This window comes from Bradyrhizobium lablabi (assembly GCF_001440475.1).
In the GTDB taxonomy this organism is placed as follows: Bacteria; Pseudomonadota; Alphaproteobacteria; order Rhizobiales; family Xanthobacteraceae; genus Bradyrhizobium; species Bradyrhizobium lablabi.
The window spans coordinates 23,057-41,592 of record NZ_LLYB01000123.1; the positions used below are offsets into that span (position 1 = coordinate 23,057).

Annotated in this window: 16 protein-coding genes; 11 read left to right on the forward strand and 5 right to left on the reverse strand. The window is 65.0% G+C overall.

The genetic code is table 11. The features are described from left to right. Positions 1-25: 25 nt before the first annotated feature. Positions 26-1,126 carry a hypothetical protein gene (locus tag CQ14_RS34000; RefSeq protein WP_057862134.1) on the reverse strand — a complete coding sequence of 367 codons (1,101 nt, stop codon included), beginning with the start codon at positions 1,124-1,126 and terminating at the stop codon, positions 26-28. An 80-nt stretch (positions 1,127-1,206) separates the two neighbouring features. Between CQ14_RS34000 and CQ14_RS34005 the strand changes: the two genes are divergently transcribed. Beyond that, positions 1,207-1,896 carry a TetR/AcrR family transcriptional regulator gene (locus CQ14_RS34005; RefSeq protein WP_057862135.1) on the forward strand — a complete coding sequence of 230 codons (690 nt, stop codon included), beginning with the start codon at positions 1,207-1,209 and terminating at the stop codon, positions 1,894-1,896. Here the strand turns inward: CQ14_RS34005 and CQ14_RS34010 are convergent. Continuing rightward, complete coding sequence (locus tag CQ14_RS34010; RefSeq protein ID WP_057862136.1) at positions 1,865-2,668, reverse strand: HesA/MoeB/ThiF family protein; 804 nt, start codon at positions 2,666-2,668, stop codon at positions 1,865-1,867. The two genes, CQ14_RS34005 and CQ14_RS34010, sit on opposite strands and share 32 nt — an antisense overlap. A gap of 157 nt (positions 2,669-2,825) precedes the next feature. Here CQ14_RS34010 and CQ14_RS34015 point away from each other — a divergent pair, with 157 nt between their 5' ends. Continuing rightward, positions 2,826-4,202, forward strand: a complete 1,377-nt coding sequence (locus tag CQ14_RS34015; RefSeq protein ID WP_057862137.1) for a serine protease — start codon at positions 2,826-2,828, stop codon at positions 4,200-4,202. 129 nt (positions 4,203-4,331) lie between these two features. Here CQ14_RS34015 and ggt read toward each other — a convergent pair whose 3' ends face one another. After that, positions 4,332-6,011 carry a gamma-glutamyltransferase gene (gene ggt, locus CQ14_RS34020; protein WP_057862138.1) on the reverse strand — a complete coding sequence of 560 codons (1,680 nt, stop codon included), beginning with the start codon at positions 6,009-6,011 and terminating at the stop codon, positions 4,332-4,334. 247 nt (positions 6,012-6,258) lie between these two features. On the opposite strand from ggt, the gene CQ14_RS34025 reads away from it, so the two are divergent. Beyond that, complete coding sequence (locus tag CQ14_RS34025) at positions 6,259-7,029, forward strand: ParA family protein (protein WP_057862139.1); 771 nt, start codon at positions 6,259-6,261, stop codon at positions 7,027-7,029. A 116-nt stretch (positions 7,030-7,145) separates the two neighbouring features. Here CQ14_RS34025 and CQ14_RS34030 read toward each other — a convergent pair whose 3' ends face one another. Both CQ14_RS34030 and mutM read right to left on the reverse strand, forming a co-directional pair. Then, entirely contained in the window at positions 7,146-7,712 is a 567-nt protein-coding gene (locus CQ14_RS34030) for a GNAT family N-acetyltransferase (protein ID WP_057862140.1), read from the reverse strand. Then, positions 7,700-8,581 carry a bifunctional DNA-formamidopyrimidine glycosylase/DNA-(apurinic or apyrimidinic site) lyase gene (gene mutM / locus CQ14_RS34035; RefSeq protein WP_057862141.1) on the reverse strand — a complete coding sequence of 294 codons (882 nt, stop codon included), beginning with the start codon at positions 8,579-8,581 and terminating at the stop codon, positions 7,700-7,702. Before mutM ends, CQ14_RS34030 begins: the two co-directional genes overlap by 13 nt. A 79-nt stretch (positions 8,582-8,660) precedes the next feature. Here mutM and ubiE point away from each other — a divergent pair, with 79 nt between their 5' ends. From ubiE to CQ14_RS34075, 8 genes are all read left to right on the forward strand, one after another. Then, entirely contained in the window at positions 8,661-9,422 is a 762-nt protein-coding gene (gene ubiE, locus CQ14_RS34040) for a bifunctional demethylmenaquinone methyltransferase/2-methoxy-6-polyprenyl-1,4-benzoquinol methylase UbiE (RefSeq protein WP_057862142.1), read from the forward strand. Continuing rightward, a complete protein-coding gene (ubiB, locus tag CQ14_RS34045; RefSeq protein ID WP_057862143.1) occupies positions 9,419-10,993 on the forward strand; it encodes a 2-polyprenylphenol 6-hydroxylase in 1,575 nt (524 codons plus the stop codon). Before ubiE ends, ubiB begins: the two co-directional genes overlap by 4 nt. A gap of 59 nt (positions 10,994-11,052) precedes the next feature. Next, positions 11,053-12,489 carry a bifunctional phosphopantothenoylcysteine decarboxylase/phosphopantothenate--cysteine ligase CoaBC gene (gene coaBC, locus CQ14_RS34050; protein WP_057862144.1) on the forward strand — a complete coding sequence of 479 codons (1,437 nt, stop codon included), beginning with the start codon at positions 11,053-11,055 and terminating at the stop codon, positions 12,487-12,489. Beyond that, complete coding sequence (gene dut / locus CQ14_RS34055; RefSeq protein WP_057862145.1) at positions 12,486-12,944, forward strand: dUTP diphosphatase; 459 nt, start codon at positions 12,486-12,488, stop codon at positions 12,942-12,944. Before coaBC ends, dut begins: the two co-directional genes overlap by 4 nt. A gap of 172 nt (positions 12,945-13,116) precedes the next feature. Next, positions 13,117-15,636, forward strand: a complete 2,520-nt coding sequence (locus tag CQ14_RS34060) for a PAS domain-containing sensor histidine kinase (protein ID WP_057862146.1) — start codon at positions 13,117-13,119, stop codon at positions 15,634-15,636. Beyond that, positions 15,633-17,153 carry a tRNA (adenosine(37)-N6)-threonylcarbamoyltransferase complex ATPase subunit type 1 TsaE gene (tsaE, locus tag CQ14_RS34065; protein WP_057862147.1) on the forward strand — a complete coding sequence of 507 codons (1,521 nt, stop codon included), beginning with the start codon at positions 15,633-15,635 and terminating at the stop codon, positions 17,151-17,153. Before CQ14_RS34060 ends, tsaE begins: the two co-directional genes overlap by 4 nt. A gap of 92 nt (positions 17,154-17,245) precedes the next feature. Beyond that, positions 17,246-17,569, forward strand: coding sequence for a PilZ domain-containing protein (locus tag CQ14_RS34070; RefSeq protein WP_057837488.1), 324 nt, complete (start codon positions 17,246-17,248; stop codon positions 17,567-17,569). Positions 17,570-17,697: 128 nt separating this feature from the next. After that, positions 17,698-18,420, forward strand: a complete 723-nt coding sequence (locus CQ14_RS34075) for a nucleotidyltransferase family protein (protein ID WP_057862148.1) — start codon at positions 17,698-17,700, stop codon at positions 18,418-18,420. Positions 18,421-18,536 lie beyond the last annotated feature (116 nt).

Genomic DNA, 18,536 nt, shown 5'->3' on the forward strand with positions numbered 1-18,536 from the left:
GCTCAAACCGGTGACGCCTGTGTCGTCACCCCTGAGCGGGCCAGCTGCGACCGATCGTCGTCACCGCGGTCAGCCGGTCGCCATTGCGGGAGGAGGTCACGCGGATCTGCCTCGCCACGGCCCAATCCGGTTGCGTTGGGGAAAGGGCGATGACGGTCGTCCCGGCCTGACGCTTCTCCTCGACCGATCCCGACACGATCGTCTCGCCTTCCATCGCGAGGCTGAAACGCCCCGCGTTATCGAATGCGAGATCGAGCCCACCCTTAAGCCCCTCGCCTGCGAGCTTTCTGATCCGCATGACCCGCAGCCCATCGCGATGCGCAAAGGCCTCGATCGATTCGCCGGCCCCATCGTCTCTCGTGATATGCAGCCTGCCATCCGGGTCGCGGTTTGCGATGCGATAGGCCATGGCCCCATCAGCGCTATCGAGGATCCATCGTTCCCCGACCGCCATTCGGGCGGGCCTTGTCTTCACGCGATAGCCGATGGTTCCGGCGCGAATGGCGCCGAACGTATGCCCTTCCGTGAAATAGCCTTCATGCGCGACGAAGGGCCCCGAGCGGATCTTGACGGGAACCTGAAAGTGCGTACCGCCGACGAACACCGCCGTCTGCGGGCCCGCCAGCGTGCTGGCGCGCCGCCGCATCAGCGGCAGGCTGCTGTTCGGCGAGTGGCTGCCGGGATCGGAGACGCCGCCACGCCCGGGATCCGGCTCGCCGACACTGGTAATGTCGAGCACGACAGGTTCACCTGCATGCGAGTCAAATTCCAGCCGCGCGTGCCGCCTTCCCGGCACGGCGTCGACCGCAAGCGCGATGTCGCGGCGGCAGGTCTGGCGCGCGACGCTCTGTCCTTCGGCCGATAGCTCGTCATCGTTGACGTGATCGATCTGGCTCTGGTCGTGACGGGTCAGGATTGCGCGGATCGCGGGCGTGCCGTCCTCGCGATATCGGATCATGGCTTCCACGGCCTCATAGTCGGGATGGCCGCTGAAGAACGCCATGATGTGCAGATCTTCGCGGCGAAACCGCAGCAGGAAAGGCTGCAGCAGGTCGGGCGGCAGAACGATGCCCGCCTCGCTCACGGCCCGCTTCTCCGGCGTCGAAATCAGTTCTTGTCCACGCATGATTGCGCGCGACCGTTTTGAGTACCCATGAGTACTCGCTATACAGTACCCATGGGTACTCAGTCAAGGCAGCGATGAAAATGGGGCGTTCGGACAAGGCGACGAAGCAGCCGCAGGAAATTTCTCCACGCGAGGAGGAGATCCTGCGGGCTGCGTTCGATGTCTTCACGGAAAAGGGCTTTCACGGCGCGACGATGCTCGACGTCGCGAGCCGGGCGCGCGCCTCCAAGGCAACGCTTTACGCGCGCTACCCGAGCAAGGAGGCGCTGTTCGAGGCGCTGATGGCCTGGGCGACCCGACAGGGTACCGATGCACTGGACACCATTGCCGCCGACGAAACGCTCGATCCGCTAACCGCGCTGCATCGCATTGCCGCGCAATTGCTCGCCCTGATGCTGCAGCCGAGAAAACTGGCGCTGTTCCGGATCGCGGTCGCGGAGGGTAACCGGCTGTCCGCAGTCGGTCGCACCTACAGCGTCTTCACCAGGGACCACGGCATGGCGTGCGTTCGTACGATCGTGACGCGGCTGTTGAAGCAGGGACGGATCGTAATCGACGATCGCGCCGAATTCGGACACAGCTTCATCGGACTGTTGCAGGGCGAACTCTTCATGCGCGCGCTATTGGGCACGATCCCCGTTCCACCTCGCCCGGAGATTGACCGGCACGCACAGCGCGCCGTGACGCGCCTAATGCGGGCCTATGCAGCACCGGCCAGCCCAAGGCCTGAAGAAGACTTCACGCCGCATGCCCGCTCAGATCGACGATAACAGGCGTATCGCCATTGAGCGGATTTTGCGGATCGCGCGCGTAGCGCAGGGTTTCGAAGCGCATCGCGCGCGCGTCCACCATCACCAGCCGCCCGACCAGGCTCTCGCCGAAGCCGACGATTTCGCGGATCGCCTCCAGCGCCATCATCGAGCCCAGCATGCCCGCCAGCGCGCCCATCACGCCGGCCTCGGCGCAAGCTGGCACGGTGCCGGGCGGCGGCGGTTCGGGAAACAGGCAGCGATAGGTCGGGTTGAAGCGGCCGTCGGCGTCCCGTTCATGCGCCCGGATCGTGGTCAGCGATCCGTCGAACTGACCCAGCGCCGCCGTGATCAGCGGCTTGCCGGCGAAGAAACAAGCGTCGGAAATCAGATAGCGGGTTTCGAAATTGTCGGAGCCGTCGAGCACGAGATCGTAGTCGTCGATCAGCGACATCACGTTCCCCGCATTGAGGCGCACCGCATGCGGATCGAACTGAACATGGGGATTGAGCGCGCGAACCGTCTCCGCGGCGCTGTCGACCTTGAGCCGGCCGATGTCAGGCGTGGTGTGGATGACCTGCCGCTGCAGATTGGACAGTGAGACGATATCGTCATCGACAGCGCCGAGCCTGCCGACGCCGGCCGCCGCCAGATACATCAACACCGGCGCGCCGAGGCCGCCGGCGCCGATCACCAGCGCCGAGGCCTGCTTCAGCGCGGCCTGCCCGGGGCCGCCGACGTCGCGCAGCACGATGTGGCGGGCATAGCGTTCGAGTTCGTCGGCCGTCAGCATAATCGCACTATTTCCTTCTCCCGCATCCCGACTGTCAGACCATAGCGAGGGAAACCGGAGATTCCCTGAACCGGGGCGCGGTTGTTGCCGACTAAGCAGATGTGCTTAATTGGCCGGACGTCAATGATCGCACTCCCCTCTTCCGCCGGGATTTGTCATGAGATTGGTGCCTTCAGCAACATGGATGATCGCAGCCTCGGTCTTTGTGATCGCCGGGACCACCGCGCAGGCGCAAATGACGCCGCCCTTCACAGCGGGTGCCCAGCCGAAACAAGTCACGACGGTGCCGGTGCGCCCCGCGCTGCAGAAGCCGGAGGACACCGCCAAGGCGCTGGAACAGGCCGAGCGGCTGGCGCTGCAGTCGGACCTCGCCTGGGTCGGACAATATAACGGCGCCATCACCGGCGACGTCAGCGAACGCATGGTCAATGCGATCAAGGAATTCCAGAAATCCCGCGGGGGCAAGCCGACCGGCGTGCTCAACCCGCAGGAGCGCGGGGCGCTGGCCGATACCGCCAAGAAAAAGCAGGAAAGCGTCGGCTGGAAGATCGCCACCGATCCCGGCACCGGCGCGCGGCTCGGGATTCCCACCAAGCTGGTGCCGGCGCAGGCCAGCGACGCCAACGGCACCAAATGGACTTCGCCGACCGGCACGATCCAGATTCAACTGGCGCGGCGCAGGGAGGCCAATCCGACCACGGCCAAGCTTGCCGAGCGCGAGAAGAAGGAGCCGGGCCGCAACATCGATTACACCGTGGTCAAGCCGGATTTCTTCGTGCTGTCCGGCTTGCAGGGCCTGAAGAAGTTTTACATGCGCGGCACTTTCAAGGGCGACGAGGTCCGCATCCTCACCATCATGTACGATCAGGCGACCGAAAACACGGTGGAGCCGGTCGTGATTGCGATGTCGAGCGCGTTCAACGCGTTTCCGGCGCCTGCGCAGGCAGCGGGACCGCCGCCGCGCAAGACCGTGGAATACGGCACCGGTGTCGTCGTCGGTGACGACGGCGCCATCATCGCCGATCGCCAGATCACCGATGGCTGCCTCACGGTCGCGATCGCAGGCTTGGGCAATGCCGATCGCGTCGCCGAGGACAAGGAGCACGATCTCGCGCTGCTGCGCATCTATGGCGCACGCGGGCTGAAAGCGCTCAACCTCGCCAACTCCGCCACAAAAACGGCGCTCGATCTCACCGGCATTGCCGATCCGCAGAACCAGGGCGGCGGCGCCGCGGTAACCAGCGCCAAGGCTTCGGTGGCCCAGCTCGGCGGCGGCGATATCGCATTGACGCCCGCGCCGGCGCTCGGCTTTTCCGGCGCGCCCGCGCAGGATGGCGATGGCAGGTTTGCCGGCATCGCGCTGTTGAAGCCGGTTCAGGTAGCCGGGCCCGCGAATGGCGCGCCCACAGGCCAGGCGGTGCTGGTGACCAGCGATACGCTGCGCGAATTTCTGAAGGCCAATGGCGTTAATCCGGCAGGTGGATCGGCGGACGCCAAGGCGTCAGTGGTTCGCGTGATCTGCGTCAGGAAGTAAGCTGTCGTCACCTGCGAATGCAGGTGACCCAGTATCCAGAGACGTTTGTGACAGAGCCGATAGGCCGCGGCGTACTGGATACCCGCATCCGCAGGTATGACATTCTTTAGCGCGGCAAGAGCAAAGGTCTTAGCTCAACCCGAACCTCACACCGGCGCGCGCGAGACCGCCGGCGACGCCGATCGGCGTTCCGTCCGCGCGCCAGCACGCCGCGCCCGACATCGTGCCGTCCTCGTGGAACTGGATCGCATTCATGCCGCCGGCAACCGTCGGCATCGGCTGCACCCTGTGACCGATCGCGACAAGCTTGGCGCGAACATCGTCTGATACCGCCAGCTCGACCTCGAGCGCATTGCCCTCGGTCCAGACCCGCGGGGCTTCGACAGCCTCCTGCAGGCTCATGCCGTGGTCGATCAGGTTGATCAGCGCCTGCATCGCACTCGGGAAGATCCGCTTTCCGCCGGGCAGGCCGAGCGCGTAAACGAGCTTGCCGTCGCGCAACGCCATCATCGGCGACATCGACGTCGTGACGCGCTTGCCCGGCGCCAGCGACAGCGCATGGCCCGGACGGGGATCGTAGAGGTTCATGTAATTGTTCGGGATGGCGCCGAGGCCGGGAATCAGAATCTTGGCGCCGAACAAATTGTTGATGGTCTGCGTGGTCGCGACCACGTTGCCGAACGCATCGGCTGCGGTCATGTGGGTGGTGTCGGCGCTTTCGAGCTGCGCCACACCCGCGCCCCAGGCCTGCGCGCGGTTCGGATCGATCGCGCGGCGGCGCTCGTCGGCATAGGCCTTCGAGGTCAGCCGCTCGACCGGCACGTTGATGAATCCAGGGTCGCCGCTGGCGGCGGCGCGGTCGGCGAAGGCGATCTTGAGCACTTCGGCGAGATAATGGATGGTGTCCGCCGAGCCGAAGCCGAGCTGTGCGATATCATAGCCTTCGAGAATGTTGAGCATCTGTGCGATGTGCACGCCGGAGGCCGCGGGCGGCGGCGGCCCCAGAATTTGCCAGCCGCGATAATCGGCGCGGATCGGCTGGCGCTCGACCGTCTTGTAGCCCGTCAGGTCCTCGCGGGCGATGAAGCCGCCGTTCTTCTTCATGTAGTCGACAAGAATGTCGCCGAGCGGCCCGTGATACAGCGCCGCTTCGCCATGCTGCGCGATGTAGCGCAGCGTCTCCGCATATTCCGACTGCACCACGCGCTCGCCGGCTTTCAGCGGTGTCCCGTTGGGCAAATAGATCGCCGAGATCGCCTTGTCCTTCAACATTTCCGCCGCGCTGTCGGTAATGCATTCGTGCAAGTAGGGCGTCGCCGCATAGCCGCGGGAGGCATATTTGATGGCGGGCTGCATGACATCGGCGAGCGGCATGGTGCCGAACCGCCGCAGCGTCTCGCACCAGGCCTTCAGCGAGCCCGGCACGGCGACCGCCCTCGGTCCAGTCAGATTTTCGTCGCCGACGGTATCGAACACGTCGTGCGCCGAACCGGGCTTCGAGGTGTAGGTATCGGGCCTCACCGCCAGCGGCACCGTGCTCTGGCCGTCGATGAAGCGGTGGCTGCCGTCGGCCAGCCGGACATGGGCCATGCCGCCGCCGATGATGCCGACCATCATCGGCTCGACGACCGTCAGCGCAAACAGGGTCGCGATCGCGGCATCAATGGCGTTGCCGCCCGCCGCCAGCATTTCCGCGCCCGCGCTCGAGGCCAGCGGGTGATTGCTGACGACCATGCCGCGGCTGCCGGCCGCAGGCTGCTTCTGGCACTGAAAAGTGGTGGCTGCGCGATCCCGCCAATGACCCGTCATGCTGTTTTCCCGTTTCTTGTTGTGGTTTCACCAGGCACAAACTGCACCACGCGGCAGTATTTACCCGGATGACCACCATTCCAGAATCGGGCATCATTGCAAGCTGACTGATTCGGACTACCGCGATCCCCTGACCTTTGGATCGGGCTGGGCACGTCTGAGAGAGCGCGTAATTTGGCGTCGCAGAATGCGGCGCAGCTCGTGTGCCGAAACCCAAAATGCCAGAAAGCCATCCAGAGGACTTGAAATGCAGACGATCGTATTGGCCACCCAGAAGGGCGGCGCGGGGAAAAGCACGCTCGCCATCAGCCTAGCGCTTGCCGCCATCCGGGCCGGGCACAATGTCCGCCTGATCGAAACGGATACACAGGGCACCGTTTCGAACTGGAAGCGCCGCCGCCCCTATGCCGCGCCGATCGTCGAGCCGATCTACGCCGCAAGGGAGGTCGAACAACGCCTGCAATCGCTCGAGCGCGAGGGCGTGACGGTAACCATCGTCGATACCGCGGGCGGGATCAGCGCCGCGACCAATTCAGCCATTCGTTATGCCGACTTCTGCCTGATTCCGACGCGCCCGAGCATCGCCGACATCGAGGCGACGGCCGCGACGCTCAGCGTCATCAGGGCCTGGCACAAGCCGTTCGCCTACGTCCTGAACCAGACCCCGATCCGGAGCGCGGCGCGCCTCGCCGGCGCGGAGAACCTGTTGAGCGACGAGGCCGCGCTCGACATCGGCGACATTCTTGCCAAACCTGTCATCGTGATGCGCAACGATCACCAGGACGCCCTGAGCGCCGGCCTTGCGGTCTGCGAACATGCTCCAGGCGGAAAATCCGCGGAAGAAATCCGGGCGCTCTGGCAGTGGCTCGACGCAAGGCTGGGCAATGTGGCGACAGCCCGTGACAAGCCGATCGTCGAGAAGTTGGTGGAAAGACGCGAGATTCTTCCCGCAATGGCTGCGCTCCCGTCCATCGCAAACGACAGTGCTCGCTTCCTGAGAGTCCTGGCTCGAACCTGATACCCCTCTCCCGCGTCGACCGCGCGGGGGAGCACCGCGATGACCTGGCCGCCGAAGCTCGGCGATCGAGGGCGGAAGCAATCCGGCCACCAGCCCTGCCGGATTGCTTCGCCTCGCTATCGATTTCGGCGCAGCCAGTTTTCCCGCGTCACGCGCCATTTTTCCGCAAGCGTCTGACCGTCGTGATGGGCAAGCTCGACATAGCCGAGGAACTCGGCGCCGGTCTTCTGCTTGACCCGGCGTGACGCCGCGTTGGTCGCAGCATTGCAGGCGTAGAAGCTCTCGATCCCGAGCGTTCGGAAGGCAAAATCGTTTACCGCCGAGACGGCTTCGCTCATCAAGCCCTGATTCCAATAGCGCTCCGCGAGCCAGAAACCCCGGTTGCCCTTCACATTGTCCGACCGCGGGCGAAAGCGAATATTTCCGATCGCCTCGCCATCACCGCCGCGCAGCACCAGCATCCAGTTATAGATCTCCTCCCCCGCGGCGACCCTTTCCAGTTCGCGCGTAATGAAGGTCACCGCACCGTCTTCCGGATACGGCCAGGGAACGACCTGCGCGAGATGCTGGATGATGTTCCAGTTGTTGAAATGGCGCTGGATCGCCGGTGCATCCGTCAGCGCCAGCGGCCGCAGGATCAATCGTTTCGTTTCGAGCGTCGGTGTGACGGTTATTTCTGACATTTCGGACACCAGAAGGTGGAGCGGCCGTTCTGCACGAAGCGCCGCACGATGCCGCCGCAGTTCTTGGTCTGGCACTTCTCGCCTTCGCGATCATAGACCTGGAACGAGTGCTGGAAGTAGCCAAGCTCGCCCGATGTCAGGCGGTGGTCGCTGATCGAGGAGCCACCGGCCTTGATCGCCTGATTCAGCACCGAATGGATCGCACTCACCAGTCGTCCTGCATGATCGGTCGGCTCGCCCTTTTTCGTCGCCAGCGTCGCCGCCAACCGGCGCGGCGACAGATGCGACCGGTACAGCGCCTCACAGACATAGATATTGCCGAGGCCGGCGACCACCCGCTGGTCGAGCAGCGCGGCCTTCAGGCTGGTCTTCTTGTTGGCGCAGGATGCCGCCAGCATCGCGGCGTCAAATTCGTTGCCGAGCGGCTCCGGCCCGAGATCCTTCAACAGCGGTTCGTCCTCCAGCGCATTGCGGGCGATGATCTTCATATAACCGAAACGGCGCGGATCGTTGAACACGATCGCCGAGCCCGATGACATATGAAACACCACGTGGTCATGCGCGCGGTCCTCGCTGCGCGGATGGTGGAATTGGCCGGGCGCGCTGTCGTTGACGCCGTCCAGCACTCGGAACGAACCGGACATGCCCAGGTGCATCAGCAGGACATCGCCGGAGCCGAGATCCGCCATCAGGTATTTGGCGCGGCGGCCGAGGCCGGTCACGGTCTGGCCCTCCAGCCGCGCGATAAAATCTTTTTGAAAGGGAAACCGCAGATCCTTCCGGCGGGCTTCCGCCTTGAGGATTTTCGACCCCTCCATGGCGGGCTGCAGGCCGCGGCGGACGGTCTCAACTTCGGGCAATTCGGGCATACAGGCATTCACCTTATGGAGGTGACGTGATAGCGCCATTGCGGCCGGCGCGCTATGGTTGGCCTATGGAGTAAAGTTGATGGATCGGCCGGATCAAACCACCCATTTTGGCTTCAGGGACGTACCCTTGGGCGACAAGCAGACGCTGGTGAACGACGTTTTTCACAGCGTGGCACGGCGTTACGACCTGATGAACGATCTGATGTCGGCGGGCCTGCACCGGGTCTGGAAGAACATCATGATCACGGCGCTCAATCCGCCGAAAAACGACGCGCCGTTTGCCCTGCTCGACGTCGCCGGCGGTACCGGCGATATCGCCTTCCGCGCGGTGGAGGCGGCCGGCCTGGGCTTCCACGCCACTGTCTGCGACATCAATACCGACATGCTCGAGGTCGGCCGCAACCGCGCGCTGGCGCGCCATCTCGACCACCAGGTCGCCTTTGTCGAGGGCAATGCCGAGACGCTGGCGTTTCCGGATCGCGCCTTCGACGCCTACACCATTGCCTTCGGCATCCGTAACGTGCCGCGGATCGATGTCGCCTTGCGCGAGGCCTATCGCGTGCTGCGGCCGGGCAGCCGATTCCTGTGCCTGGAATTCTCCACCGTCGACGTTCCCGGGCTCGACTGGCTGTACGACCAGTTCTCGTTCAAGGTGATCCCGCCGCTCGGCCGCGCCGTGACGGGCGATGCGGAATCTTATCAATATCTCGTCGAATCGATCCGGAAATTTCCCCGGCCCAATCAGTTTGCCGAGATGATCCGCGCCGCCGGCTTTGCGCGGGTGAAGTGGGAAAGCCTCTCCGGCGGCATCGTGGCTTTGCATTCGGGCTGGCGTTTGTGATTTCTGCGGCGCCCCACATCGCGCGGCTCGTCCGCGCCGCTTACGTGTTCGCGCGCGAAGGCGTGTTCGGCGTGGTCGACCCGAGCCTGGTGCCGCCGCCCGGGCAGCTCGCGCTGCGCCTGGCGCGGCTGATCGAGCGGCCCGGCGTCAAGGTCGGTCCGCGGCTGTCGCGCGCGCTGACGCGGCTGGGCCCCGCCTATCTCAAGCTCGGACAGTTTCTGGCGACCCGCCCCGACGTGGTCGGCATCGCGATGGCGCGCGATCTGGAAAGCCTGCAGGACCGGCTGCCGCCGTTTGCGCAAGTTGAAGCCGAGGCCGTGATCGCCGCATCGCTGGAACGCCCTGTGGCGCAGGCTTTTATCAGCCTGGGACCGTCGGTCGCCGCCGCCTCGATCGCCCAGGTACATCGCGGCGAGGTGGAGCGCGATGGCGTACGCCGGCCGGTCGCCGTAAAAGTCCTCCGTCCCAATGTCGCCTCGCGGTTCCATCGCGACCTCGCCGACTTCTTCTTCGTCGCGCGCAATGCGGAAGCGCACTCGGCCGAAGCACGGCGGCTGCGGCTGATAGAAGTCATCAACACCATGTCGCGCTCGGTCGCGATGGAGATGGATTTGCGGCTTGAGGCAGCCGCGCTATCCGAGATGGCGGAGAACACGCGCGACGATCCGGATTTCCGCGTGCCGACCGTCGACTGGGACCGCACCACCCACAACGTGCTGACGATGGAGTGGATCGACGGCATCGCGCTGAACGACCACGCCCGCCTTGAAGCCGCACAGGTCGATTTGCCCGATCTCGGCCGCAAGGTGATCCAGAGTTTTCTGCGCCACGCGCTGCGCGACGGCTTCTTTCATGCCGACATGCATCCCGGCAATCTGTTTCTCGACGATGCCGGCCGGCTGGTCGCGGTGGATTTCGGCATCATGGGCCGGCTCGGGCTGAAGGAGCGGCGCTTCCTTGCCGAGATCCTGCTCGGCTTCATCACGCGCGACTACCGCCGCGTCGCGGAAGTGCATTTCGAGGCTGGCTATGTGCCGGGCCATCACTCGGTGGAGAATTTCGCGCAGGCCATCCGCGCCATCGGCGAGCCGATCCACAATCGCACCGCCGAAGAAATCTCGATGGCCAAGCTGTTGACGCTTCTTCTCGAAGTCACCGGCCTGTTCGACATGCAGACCCGGCCCGAACTGATCCTGTTGCAAAAGACCATGGTGGTGGTCGAGGGGGTGGCGCGCGGCTTCGATCCCAAACTGGATATCTGGAAGGTCGCCGATCCCGTGGTGCGCGAATGGATCGAGCGCAATCTCGGTCCCTTGGGGCGGGTTCAGGGCGCGCTATCAGGCGCGGGCGAACTCGGCCGCGTCATGACGGGGCTGCCCGCCATCGCCTCGCGGGCGGTTGCCGTGATCGAGAACATGGAGAGGATGACCCGCGAGGGCCTGACGCTGTCGCCGGAGACGATCGCCGCCCTGGGCCGCGCCGAGGGCCGCAAGAGCCGCTGGCGGACGGTGGCGCTCTGGATCATTGCGGCGACCTTTATCGGGATTTTGATCGCCATCCGGCAGTTGTGATTGCAATGCTGGCATAGGATTGCTAGCATTGATGGCAGTCTGTCGCCGGAGGCCCGTCCATGGCCAGCCTGACCATTCGAAAACTCGACGAAGCCGTCAAAGCCTATCTGCGACTCCGGTCGGCCGGGAATGGCCGCTCCGTCGAAGAAGAGGTTCGGGTCATCCTGGGAGAGCTCATCCAGGGGCGCCCCGAATTACCGGGCGGCTCCGTCTCTTCGGCCGAAGCCCCCGCACAGGCCCCGCGCCCGATCAGCGCCTCCAGCGCGCGGAACGTCACCCTGATCATCGGCGGTGGCATCGCCGCCTTCAAATCACTGGAGCTGATCCGGCGATTGAAGGAGCGGCACATCGACGTCCGCTGCGTGCTGACCAAAGCCGCGCAGCAATTCGTCACGCCGCTTTCGGCGAGCGCGTTGTCGCATGAGCGCGTCTACACCGACCTGTTCGACCCCGGTAGCGAGTTCGACGCCGGTCACATCCGCCTCGCGCGCGAATGCGATTTGATCATCGTGGCGCCGGCGACCGCCGACCTGATGGCGAAGATGGCGCAGGGCCACGCCGACGATCTCGCCAGCGCGATCCTATTGGCGGCCGACCGGCCGATCCTGCTGGCGCCCGCGATGAATCCGCTGATGTGGAACAATGCCGCCACCCGCCGCAACGTGCTGCAGCTTCGCCGCGACGGCGTCCAGATGATCGGCCCCAATGCGGGCGAGATGGCTGAATCCAATGAGGCCGGCGTCGGGCGGATGTCGGAGGCCGTCGAGATCGCCGCTGCCGCCGTCGACATTCTGCGCCCGCGGCAGCCGCGCCCGCTCGCCGGCAAGCGCGTGCTGATCACCGCGGGCCCGACGCATGAGCCGATCGATCCCGTTCGCTATATCGCCAACCGCTCCTCCGGCAAGCAGGGCTTTGCCATTGCCGCCGCAGCGCAGGCCGCGGGCGCCGACGTCACGCTGGTCTCCGGCCCGGTCGAACTGCGCGATCCCGCCGGCGTCACGGTGATCCGGGTGGAATCGGCGCGCGACATGCTGCATCGGGTGCAGGCTGCATTGCCGGCAGACATTGCGATTTTCGCCGCCGCCGTCGCGGACTGGCGCGTCGCCAACGAAGGCGAGCAGAAACTGAAGAAGACTTCCGCCGGCATGCCGCCGCTGCAACTGGTCGAAAATCCTGACATCCTCGCGACGATCTCGAAGCTGACGGACAAGCGTCCGCCGCTGGTGATCGGTTTCGCCGCCGAGACCGAGCATCTGATCGACAACGCCAAGGCCAAGATCGCGCGCAAGGGCTGCGACTGGATCGTCGCCAACGACGTTTCGCCCGCAACCGGCGTCATGGGCGGCGACCGCAACACCGTCCACCTGCTGACGCGCGACGATAAGGACACCGGTGTTGACGGCATCCAAGTGGAGTCCTGGCCCGTCATGACCAAGGAACAGGTCGCGGCCGAACTGGTGGCGAAGATTGCCAAGAGCATGGAGAAGAATTCGTGAGCGCGACGGTGAAGGTCGACATCCGCCAATTACCGCACGGCGAAGGTCTCGCCCTGCCGGCCTATCAGAGCGCCGATGCCGCGGGGCTCGACCTGCTCGCGGCGGTGCCGGCGGACGCGCCGCTGATCCTTGCTCCGGGAAAATTCGCGATGGTACCGACCGCGCTCACGATCGCGCTGCCGACGGGCTATGAGGCGCAGGTGCGGCCACGTTCCGGGCTTGCCGCCAAGCATGGCGTCACGGTGCTGAATTCACCGGGTACTGTGGATGCGGATTATCGCGGCGAGATCAACGTGCTTCTGATCAACCATGGCGACGCACCCTTTCCGATCAAGCGCGGAGAGCGCATCGCACAGATGGTGATCGCGCCGGTAGTGCAGGCGGAGCTGGTTCCCGTGGCGTCGCTCTCGACAACCGATCGCGGCAGCGGCGGATTCGGGTCGACCGGGCGCTGATTTGCGGCGGTAACCACGGCTGAAATTGGTGATCCGCCGATTTCTACACAGCCGGATTCACGTTCACGGTCTGAACTCTTACCCCTTGAGTCGCGTTTGGGGGATACTCTCAGTTGATTCGTGCACGGCGGGGGTAGCGCCGGGCCTGCAGTCGTGCGTTTTGGGGCAAATAATGTCGGGCGTAGTCGCGGCGATGCGTCGAACCCTGCTGTCGTGCACCTCACTGGCGCGCCACGGCACGATCGCGCTTGCCATCGCTCTTCCCGCGTTGTCTAAACCCGCGTTCGCCGCCGATTTGACTATCACACAGGCAATTTCCGCCTTGTTCGACCTTAATCACCAGGAATTCGCAGCGCTGACGACGGCGCTGTCGCTGCTCGGCTTCACTGTGGTGGCGGCGATCCTCTTGATGCGCACCCGCATCCGGGCCACCCGCACGGAGCTCAGTCTGCGCGCCGACATCGCCGACCTGCAGGTGCAGGCCGACCGGCTGCGCGCGCTTCTGTTCGCCGAGCCCCAGGTTCTCATCTCGTGGGCGGCTGGCGACAACCGGCCCCAGATCAGCGGCGACACCTCGCTACTGATCTCGCAGGACGCGCTGTCGAACTCGCCGCAACGCATCCTCGCCTTCGGAACCTGGCTGCCGCCGGAACCGGCATTGCAGATGGACCATGCGGTCGATTCGCTATACGAAACCGGCGAAGGTTTTCTGCTCAACCTCTCCACCTCGAACGGCCGCTCGATCGAAGCGATGGGCCGCGCCATCGGCGGGCAAGCCATTGTGCGGATTCGCGAACTCGGCGGCCTGCGTCGTGACCTGGCCGAAGCCAACTTGCGCTACAGAGCGCTGCTGGAGGAGACCGATCTGTTGCGCGACTTCGCTGCCGCGGCGCCCTGGCCGATCTGGGCCAAGAGCGCCGAGGGCAATCTGCGTTACGCCAATACAGCCTATGTCCGCGCCACCGAGGGCGCAAACCTCGCCGACGCGATCCACCGCAACCTCGAACTGCTGGAGAACGACCAGCGCGTCGAGATGGCCAAGGTGCTGAACGACAATTCCACTTTCAGCGCGCGGCTGCCGATCGTGGTCGGCGGCGAGCGGCGCATCTATGACGTTCAGGCACTCAGGCTCAGCGGCGGCAGTGCCGGCATCGCCATCGATGCCAGCGAGGCGACCGCGTTGCGCGACGCCATGGAGCGGATGGCGGAAGCGCATCGCCGCACCCTCGACCAGTTGTCCTCGGGCGTTGCCGTGTTCGACGGCCAGCGGCGGCTGGCCTTCTACAACGAATCCTACCGGCGGCTGTGGGGCCTGGATCAGGCCTTCCTCGATTCCAACCCCGACGATTCCAGCGTGCTCGACCGCTTGCGCGCGACGCGCAAACTGCCAGAACAGCCCGACTTCCGCGCCTGGAAGGCCAAGCTCCACGAAGCCTATCGCGCCGTTGAGCCGGCGACCTACAGCTGGTTCCTGCCCGACGGCCGGGCGCTGAGTGTCGTCACCACGCCAAACCTCGAAGGCGGCGTCACCTATCTGTTCGACAATGTCACTGAAAGCCTCGATCTCGCACGCCGCTACGACCGGCTGACGCGGGTCCAGCATGAAACGCTCGACAATCTTGCCGAGGCGGTTGCGGTGTTCGGCAGCAATGGCCGCGTCGAGCTGTTCAATCCCGCATTCGCCAGGATGTGGAAGCTGTCGGCGGAATCGCTCAAAGAGCAGCCTCACATCGAGACGGTGGAAGCCTGGTGCAAGCCGCTGTTCGACGACGCCCTGACCTGGCGGGCGCTGCGCGAGGCGATCACGGGAATCGAGAACCGGGCGCAGGTGGCGCTGAAGCTCGAGCGCAAGGATGGCAGCGTGCTGGATTGCATGACCATGCCGCTGCCGGACGGCGCGACGCTCCTGACCTTCCAGGACATCACCGACACAGAAAACGTCGAGCGTGCGCTGCGCGAACGCAACGAGGCGCTGGAAGCGGCCGACCAGATGAAGGTCGATTTCGTCCACCACGTGTCCTATGAGCTGCGCGCGCCGCTGACGACCATTATCGGCTTCGCGCATTTCCTCAGCGATCCCTCGACCGGTCCGCTGACGCCGAAGCAGGCCGAGTATCTCGACTACGTCACCAAGTCGACCAACGCGCTGCTGGCGCTGACCAACAACATCCTCGATCTCGCCACCATCGATGCCGGCGCCATGAAACTCGAGCTCGGCCCGGTCAATATCGAAAAGGCCATCCAGGCCGCCGCCGAAGGCATTCAGGACCGGCTGGCGACCGACCGGATCGAGCTCAAGGTCGATATCGATCCCAACATCGGCAACTTCACCGGCGATGAGCGGCGGGTGGTGCAGGTGCTCTATAACCTGCTCGCCAACGCCGTCGGATTCTCGCCGCACGATGCCGCGGTCATCATCAGCGCGCGGCGAACCGAGCATCGCGTGATCTTCACGGTCAGCGACTCCGGCCCCGGCATTCCGGCCGATGTGAAGGACAAGGTGTTCGACTGGTTCGAGAGCCACTCGCACGGCTCGCGCCACCGCGGCGCCGGCCTCGGCCTGTCGCTGGTGCGTTCGTTCGTCGAGCTGCATGGCGGCAAGGTGCGCGTCGATTCAGTGGTCGGCAAGGGCACGACGGTCACCTGCGACTTCCCCGTCGACCAGAACGCACACCGCAACGCCGCCGAATGACCGCCCCGACGACATTCACGGCGGCGCTGGCAAACGAGGCCGCGACGGCGCATCTGATGGCCGACCTCGCGCTCCTGGTCGGCCCCGGCGACGTCATCACGCTGTCGGGCGATCTCGGCGCAGGGAAGACGGCCGCCGCGCGCGCCATGATCCGCTATCTCGCTGATGATCCCGCGCTGGAAGTGCCAAGCCCGACATTCACACTGGCGCAGAACTACGACCTGCCGTTTCCGATCGTCCACGCCGATCTCTATCGCATCAACGATGCGAGCGAGCTGGAGGAAATCGGATTGTCGCCATTGCCCGAAGGCACGCTGGCGCTGATTGAATGGCCCGAGCGCGCCCCCGATGCGCTGCCCGAAGACCGCATCGATATCGCCTTCAGCCATCGCCCGGCGCTTGGCTCCGCCGCACGGGCCGCCGAGATCACAGGCCATGGCAAGGCGGCGGCGCAGGTGGCGCGGCTGAAAGCCTTGAGAAATTTTCTCGAAGACGCCGGCGTTCTGAATGCCGCGCGCGCGCGCATGCCCGGCGACGCCTCGACGCGCTCCTACGCGCGCCTGATCGACAAAGACGGCACGTCGATCCTGATGAATTCGCCGCGCCGCCCGGATGGGCCGGCGATCTATGGCGGAAAATCCTACAGCGCGGCCGTTCATCTCGCCGAGGACGTCAAGCCGTTCGTCGCCATCGACAACGGCCTGCGCGCGCACGGCTTCTCGGCGCCTGCGATCCGCCATGCCGATCTCGATGACGGCTTCCTGATCACCGAGGATTTCGGCAGCGGTGGCATCATCGAAGGCGACCCGCCACGGCCGATCACCGAGCGCTATGAAACGGCGACCGACATGTTGGCGGAGTTGCATCGCAAACCCCTGCCCGAATCGACGCCGCTGGCGCCGCAGGTTTCCTACGACATTCCGCGCTACGATATCGATGCGTGGCTGGTCGAAATCGGCTTGATGCTCGAATGGTACCTGCCGGATCGCGGCGCCGATGTGAGCCAGGAACAACGCGACCAGTTCGTCGCGATGTGGCGAACGCTGCTGGAAAAGCCGGCGGCCGCGCCGCGAACCTGGGTAATGCGGGATTTTCATTCGCCCAACATCATCTGGCTCGCCGAGCGCACCGGGATTTTGCGCGTCGGCATCATCGACTTCCAGGATGCCGTGCTCGGCCCTGCCGCCTACGATCTGGTGTCGCTGCTGCAGGACGCGCGGCTCGACATTCCCGAGCAGCTCGAGCTGGCGCTCCTGACCCGCTACATCAAGGCACGGCGCGCGACCGACAGCCAGTTCGACCCGGCGAGCTTCGCCGAACTTTACGCCATCATGTCGGCGCAGCGGAATACGCGCCTGCTCGGCACCTTCGCCCGGCTCAACCGGCGCGACGGCAAGCCGCAATATCTGCGCCACCAGCCGCGGATCTGGACCTATTTGAACCGCTCGCTGGCGCATCCGGCATTGGCGGCGTTTCGCGAATGGTATGCCGCCAACGTGCCGCCGCCGCTCTCCTGATTTACCTCCTGTTAGCCAACCCGCATTTAATCTGGAACCCGCCATGCTGCGCAGGCATGGCGTAAGCCGGTTTTTGAAACAGGAAGACAGCCATGGCGGGGGCGGAGCGGCGCCGGGGAGATCGGGTCGTATTCGAGCGCGGCTTTGCGGCGCACATGATGGGAATCGATGGCACCTGGCGGCGCGATTGCGTGATGGAAGACGTCTCCGAGACCGGGGCCAAGCTGACGGTCGAAGGCTCGGTCGAGGGTCTTCATCTGAAGGAATTCTTCCTGCTGCTGTCGTCCACCGGACTGGCCTATCGGCGCTGCGAGCTGGCCTGGGTCAATGGCGACCAGATCGGCGTCAATTTCCTGAAACAGGGCGACAAGAAAAAGAAGGCGGCCAAGCGCGGGACCGAGGACGCCGAAGCCTGAGTTTGGATAGCGCCTGCGGCCGTCGTACGGTCGTCATGTGCGGCCACTAAGGCCTCATGGTCGCTGGTTCGCGCGAATCGCCGTGGTATGATCCGCGGCGTGATCTGATGGTTCGAGAAACTCCAAAAATGTCCGTTACGCCCGCCAAAGCCATGGTCCTTGCCGCCGGTCTCGGCCTGCGCATGCGCCCGCTGACCGACCACATGCCGAAACCGCTGGTGAGCGTGGCCGGCCAGCCGCTGCTCGATCACGTGCTAGACAAGCTCGCCGGTGCCGGCGTCGCCGAGGCCGTGGTCAACGTGCACTACCTGCCCGACCAGATCATCCAGCACACCGCAAGCCGCAAGCGGCCCCGCATCATCATTTCCGACGAACGCGACGAGGTGCTCGGCACCGGCGGCGCGGTCGTGAAGGCGCTGCCCCTGCTCGGCACGGAGCCGTTCTTCCACCTCAACGCTGACACGATGTGGATCGACGGCGTGCGGCCCAACCTGGAGCGGCTCGCCGAAACCTTCGATCCCGCGCGGATGGACATCCTGCTGTTGATGGCGCCGACCACCAGCAGCATCGGCTATGCCGGCCGCGGCGATTACGCCATGCTGCCCGACGGCGCGCTGCGCAAGCGGCGCGAGCACCAGGTGGTGCCGTTCGTCTATGCGGGCGCCGCGATCATGTCGCCGTCGCTGTTTGCCGACGCGCCCGCGGGTGAATTCTCTTTGACCAAAATGTTCGACCGCGCCAACGAGCAGGAGCGGCTGTTTGGGCTGCGGCTCGACGGCGTCTGGATGCACGTCGGAACCCCCGACGCGGTGCAGGCAGCGGAAGAGGCGTTTCTGGAAAGCGTGGCGTAATTCCACAGCCGTCATGCCCCGCGAAGGCGGGGCACCCAGTACGCCGCGGTCCCTCGATTCGACCACTACTGTCTCTGGGATACTGGATCACCCCGCTTTCGCGGGTGACGACAGTT

Coding starts and splice junctions, on each gene's coding strand:
- CQ14_RS34000 (WP_057862134.1), bottom strand. CDS start 1,126: ATGCGTGGACAAGAACTGATTTCGACGCCGGAGAAGCGGGCCGTGAGC.
- CQ14_RS34005 (WP_057862135.1), top strand. CDS start 1,207: ATGGGGCGTTCGGACAAGGCGACGAAGCAGCCGCAGGAAATTTCTCCA.
- CQ14_RS34010 (WP_057862136.1), bottom strand. CDS start 2,668: ATGCTGACGGCCGACGAACTCGAACGCTATGCCCGCCACATCGTGCTG.
- CQ14_RS34015 (WP_057862137.1), top strand. CDS start 2,826: ATGAGATTGGTGCCTTCAGCAACATGGATGATCGCAGCCTCGGTCTTT.
- ggt (WP_057862138.1), bottom strand. CDS start 6,011: ATGACGGGTCATTGGCGGGATCGCGCAGCCACCACTTTTCAGTGCCAG.
- CQ14_RS34025 (WP_057862139.1), top strand. CDS start 6,259: ATGCAGACGATCGTATTGGCCACCCAGAAGGGCGGCGCGGGGAAAAGC.
- CQ14_RS34030 (WP_057862140.1), bottom strand. CDS start 7,712: ATGTCAGAAATAACCGTCACACCGACGCTCGAAACGAAACGATTGATC.
- mutM (WP_057862141.1), bottom strand. CDS start 8,581: ATGCCCGAATTGCCCGAAGTTGAGACCGTCCGCCGCGGCCTGCAGCCC.
- ubiE (WP_057862142.1), top strand. CDS start 8,661: ATGGATCGGCCGGATCAAACCACCCATTTTGGCTTCAGGGACGTACCC.
- coaBC (WP_057862144.1), top strand. CDS start 11,053: ATGGCCAGCCTGACCATTCGAAAACTCGACGAAGCCGTCAAAGCCTAT.
- CQ14_RS34060 (WP_057862146.1), top strand. CDS start 13,117: ATGTCGGGCGTAGTCGCGGCGATGCGTCGAACCCTGCTGTCGTGCACC.
- tsaE (WP_057862147.1), top strand. CDS start 15,633: ATGACCGCCCCGACGACATTCACGGCGGCGCTGGCAAACGAGGCCGCG.
- CQ14_RS34070 (WP_057837488.1), top strand. CDS start 17,246: ATGGCGGGGGCGGAGCGGCGCCGGGGAGATCGGGTCGTATTCGAGCGC.
- CQ14_RS34075 (WP_057862148.1), top strand. CDS start 17,698: ATGTCCGTTACGCCCGCCAAAGCCATGGTCCTTGCCGCCGGTCTCGGC.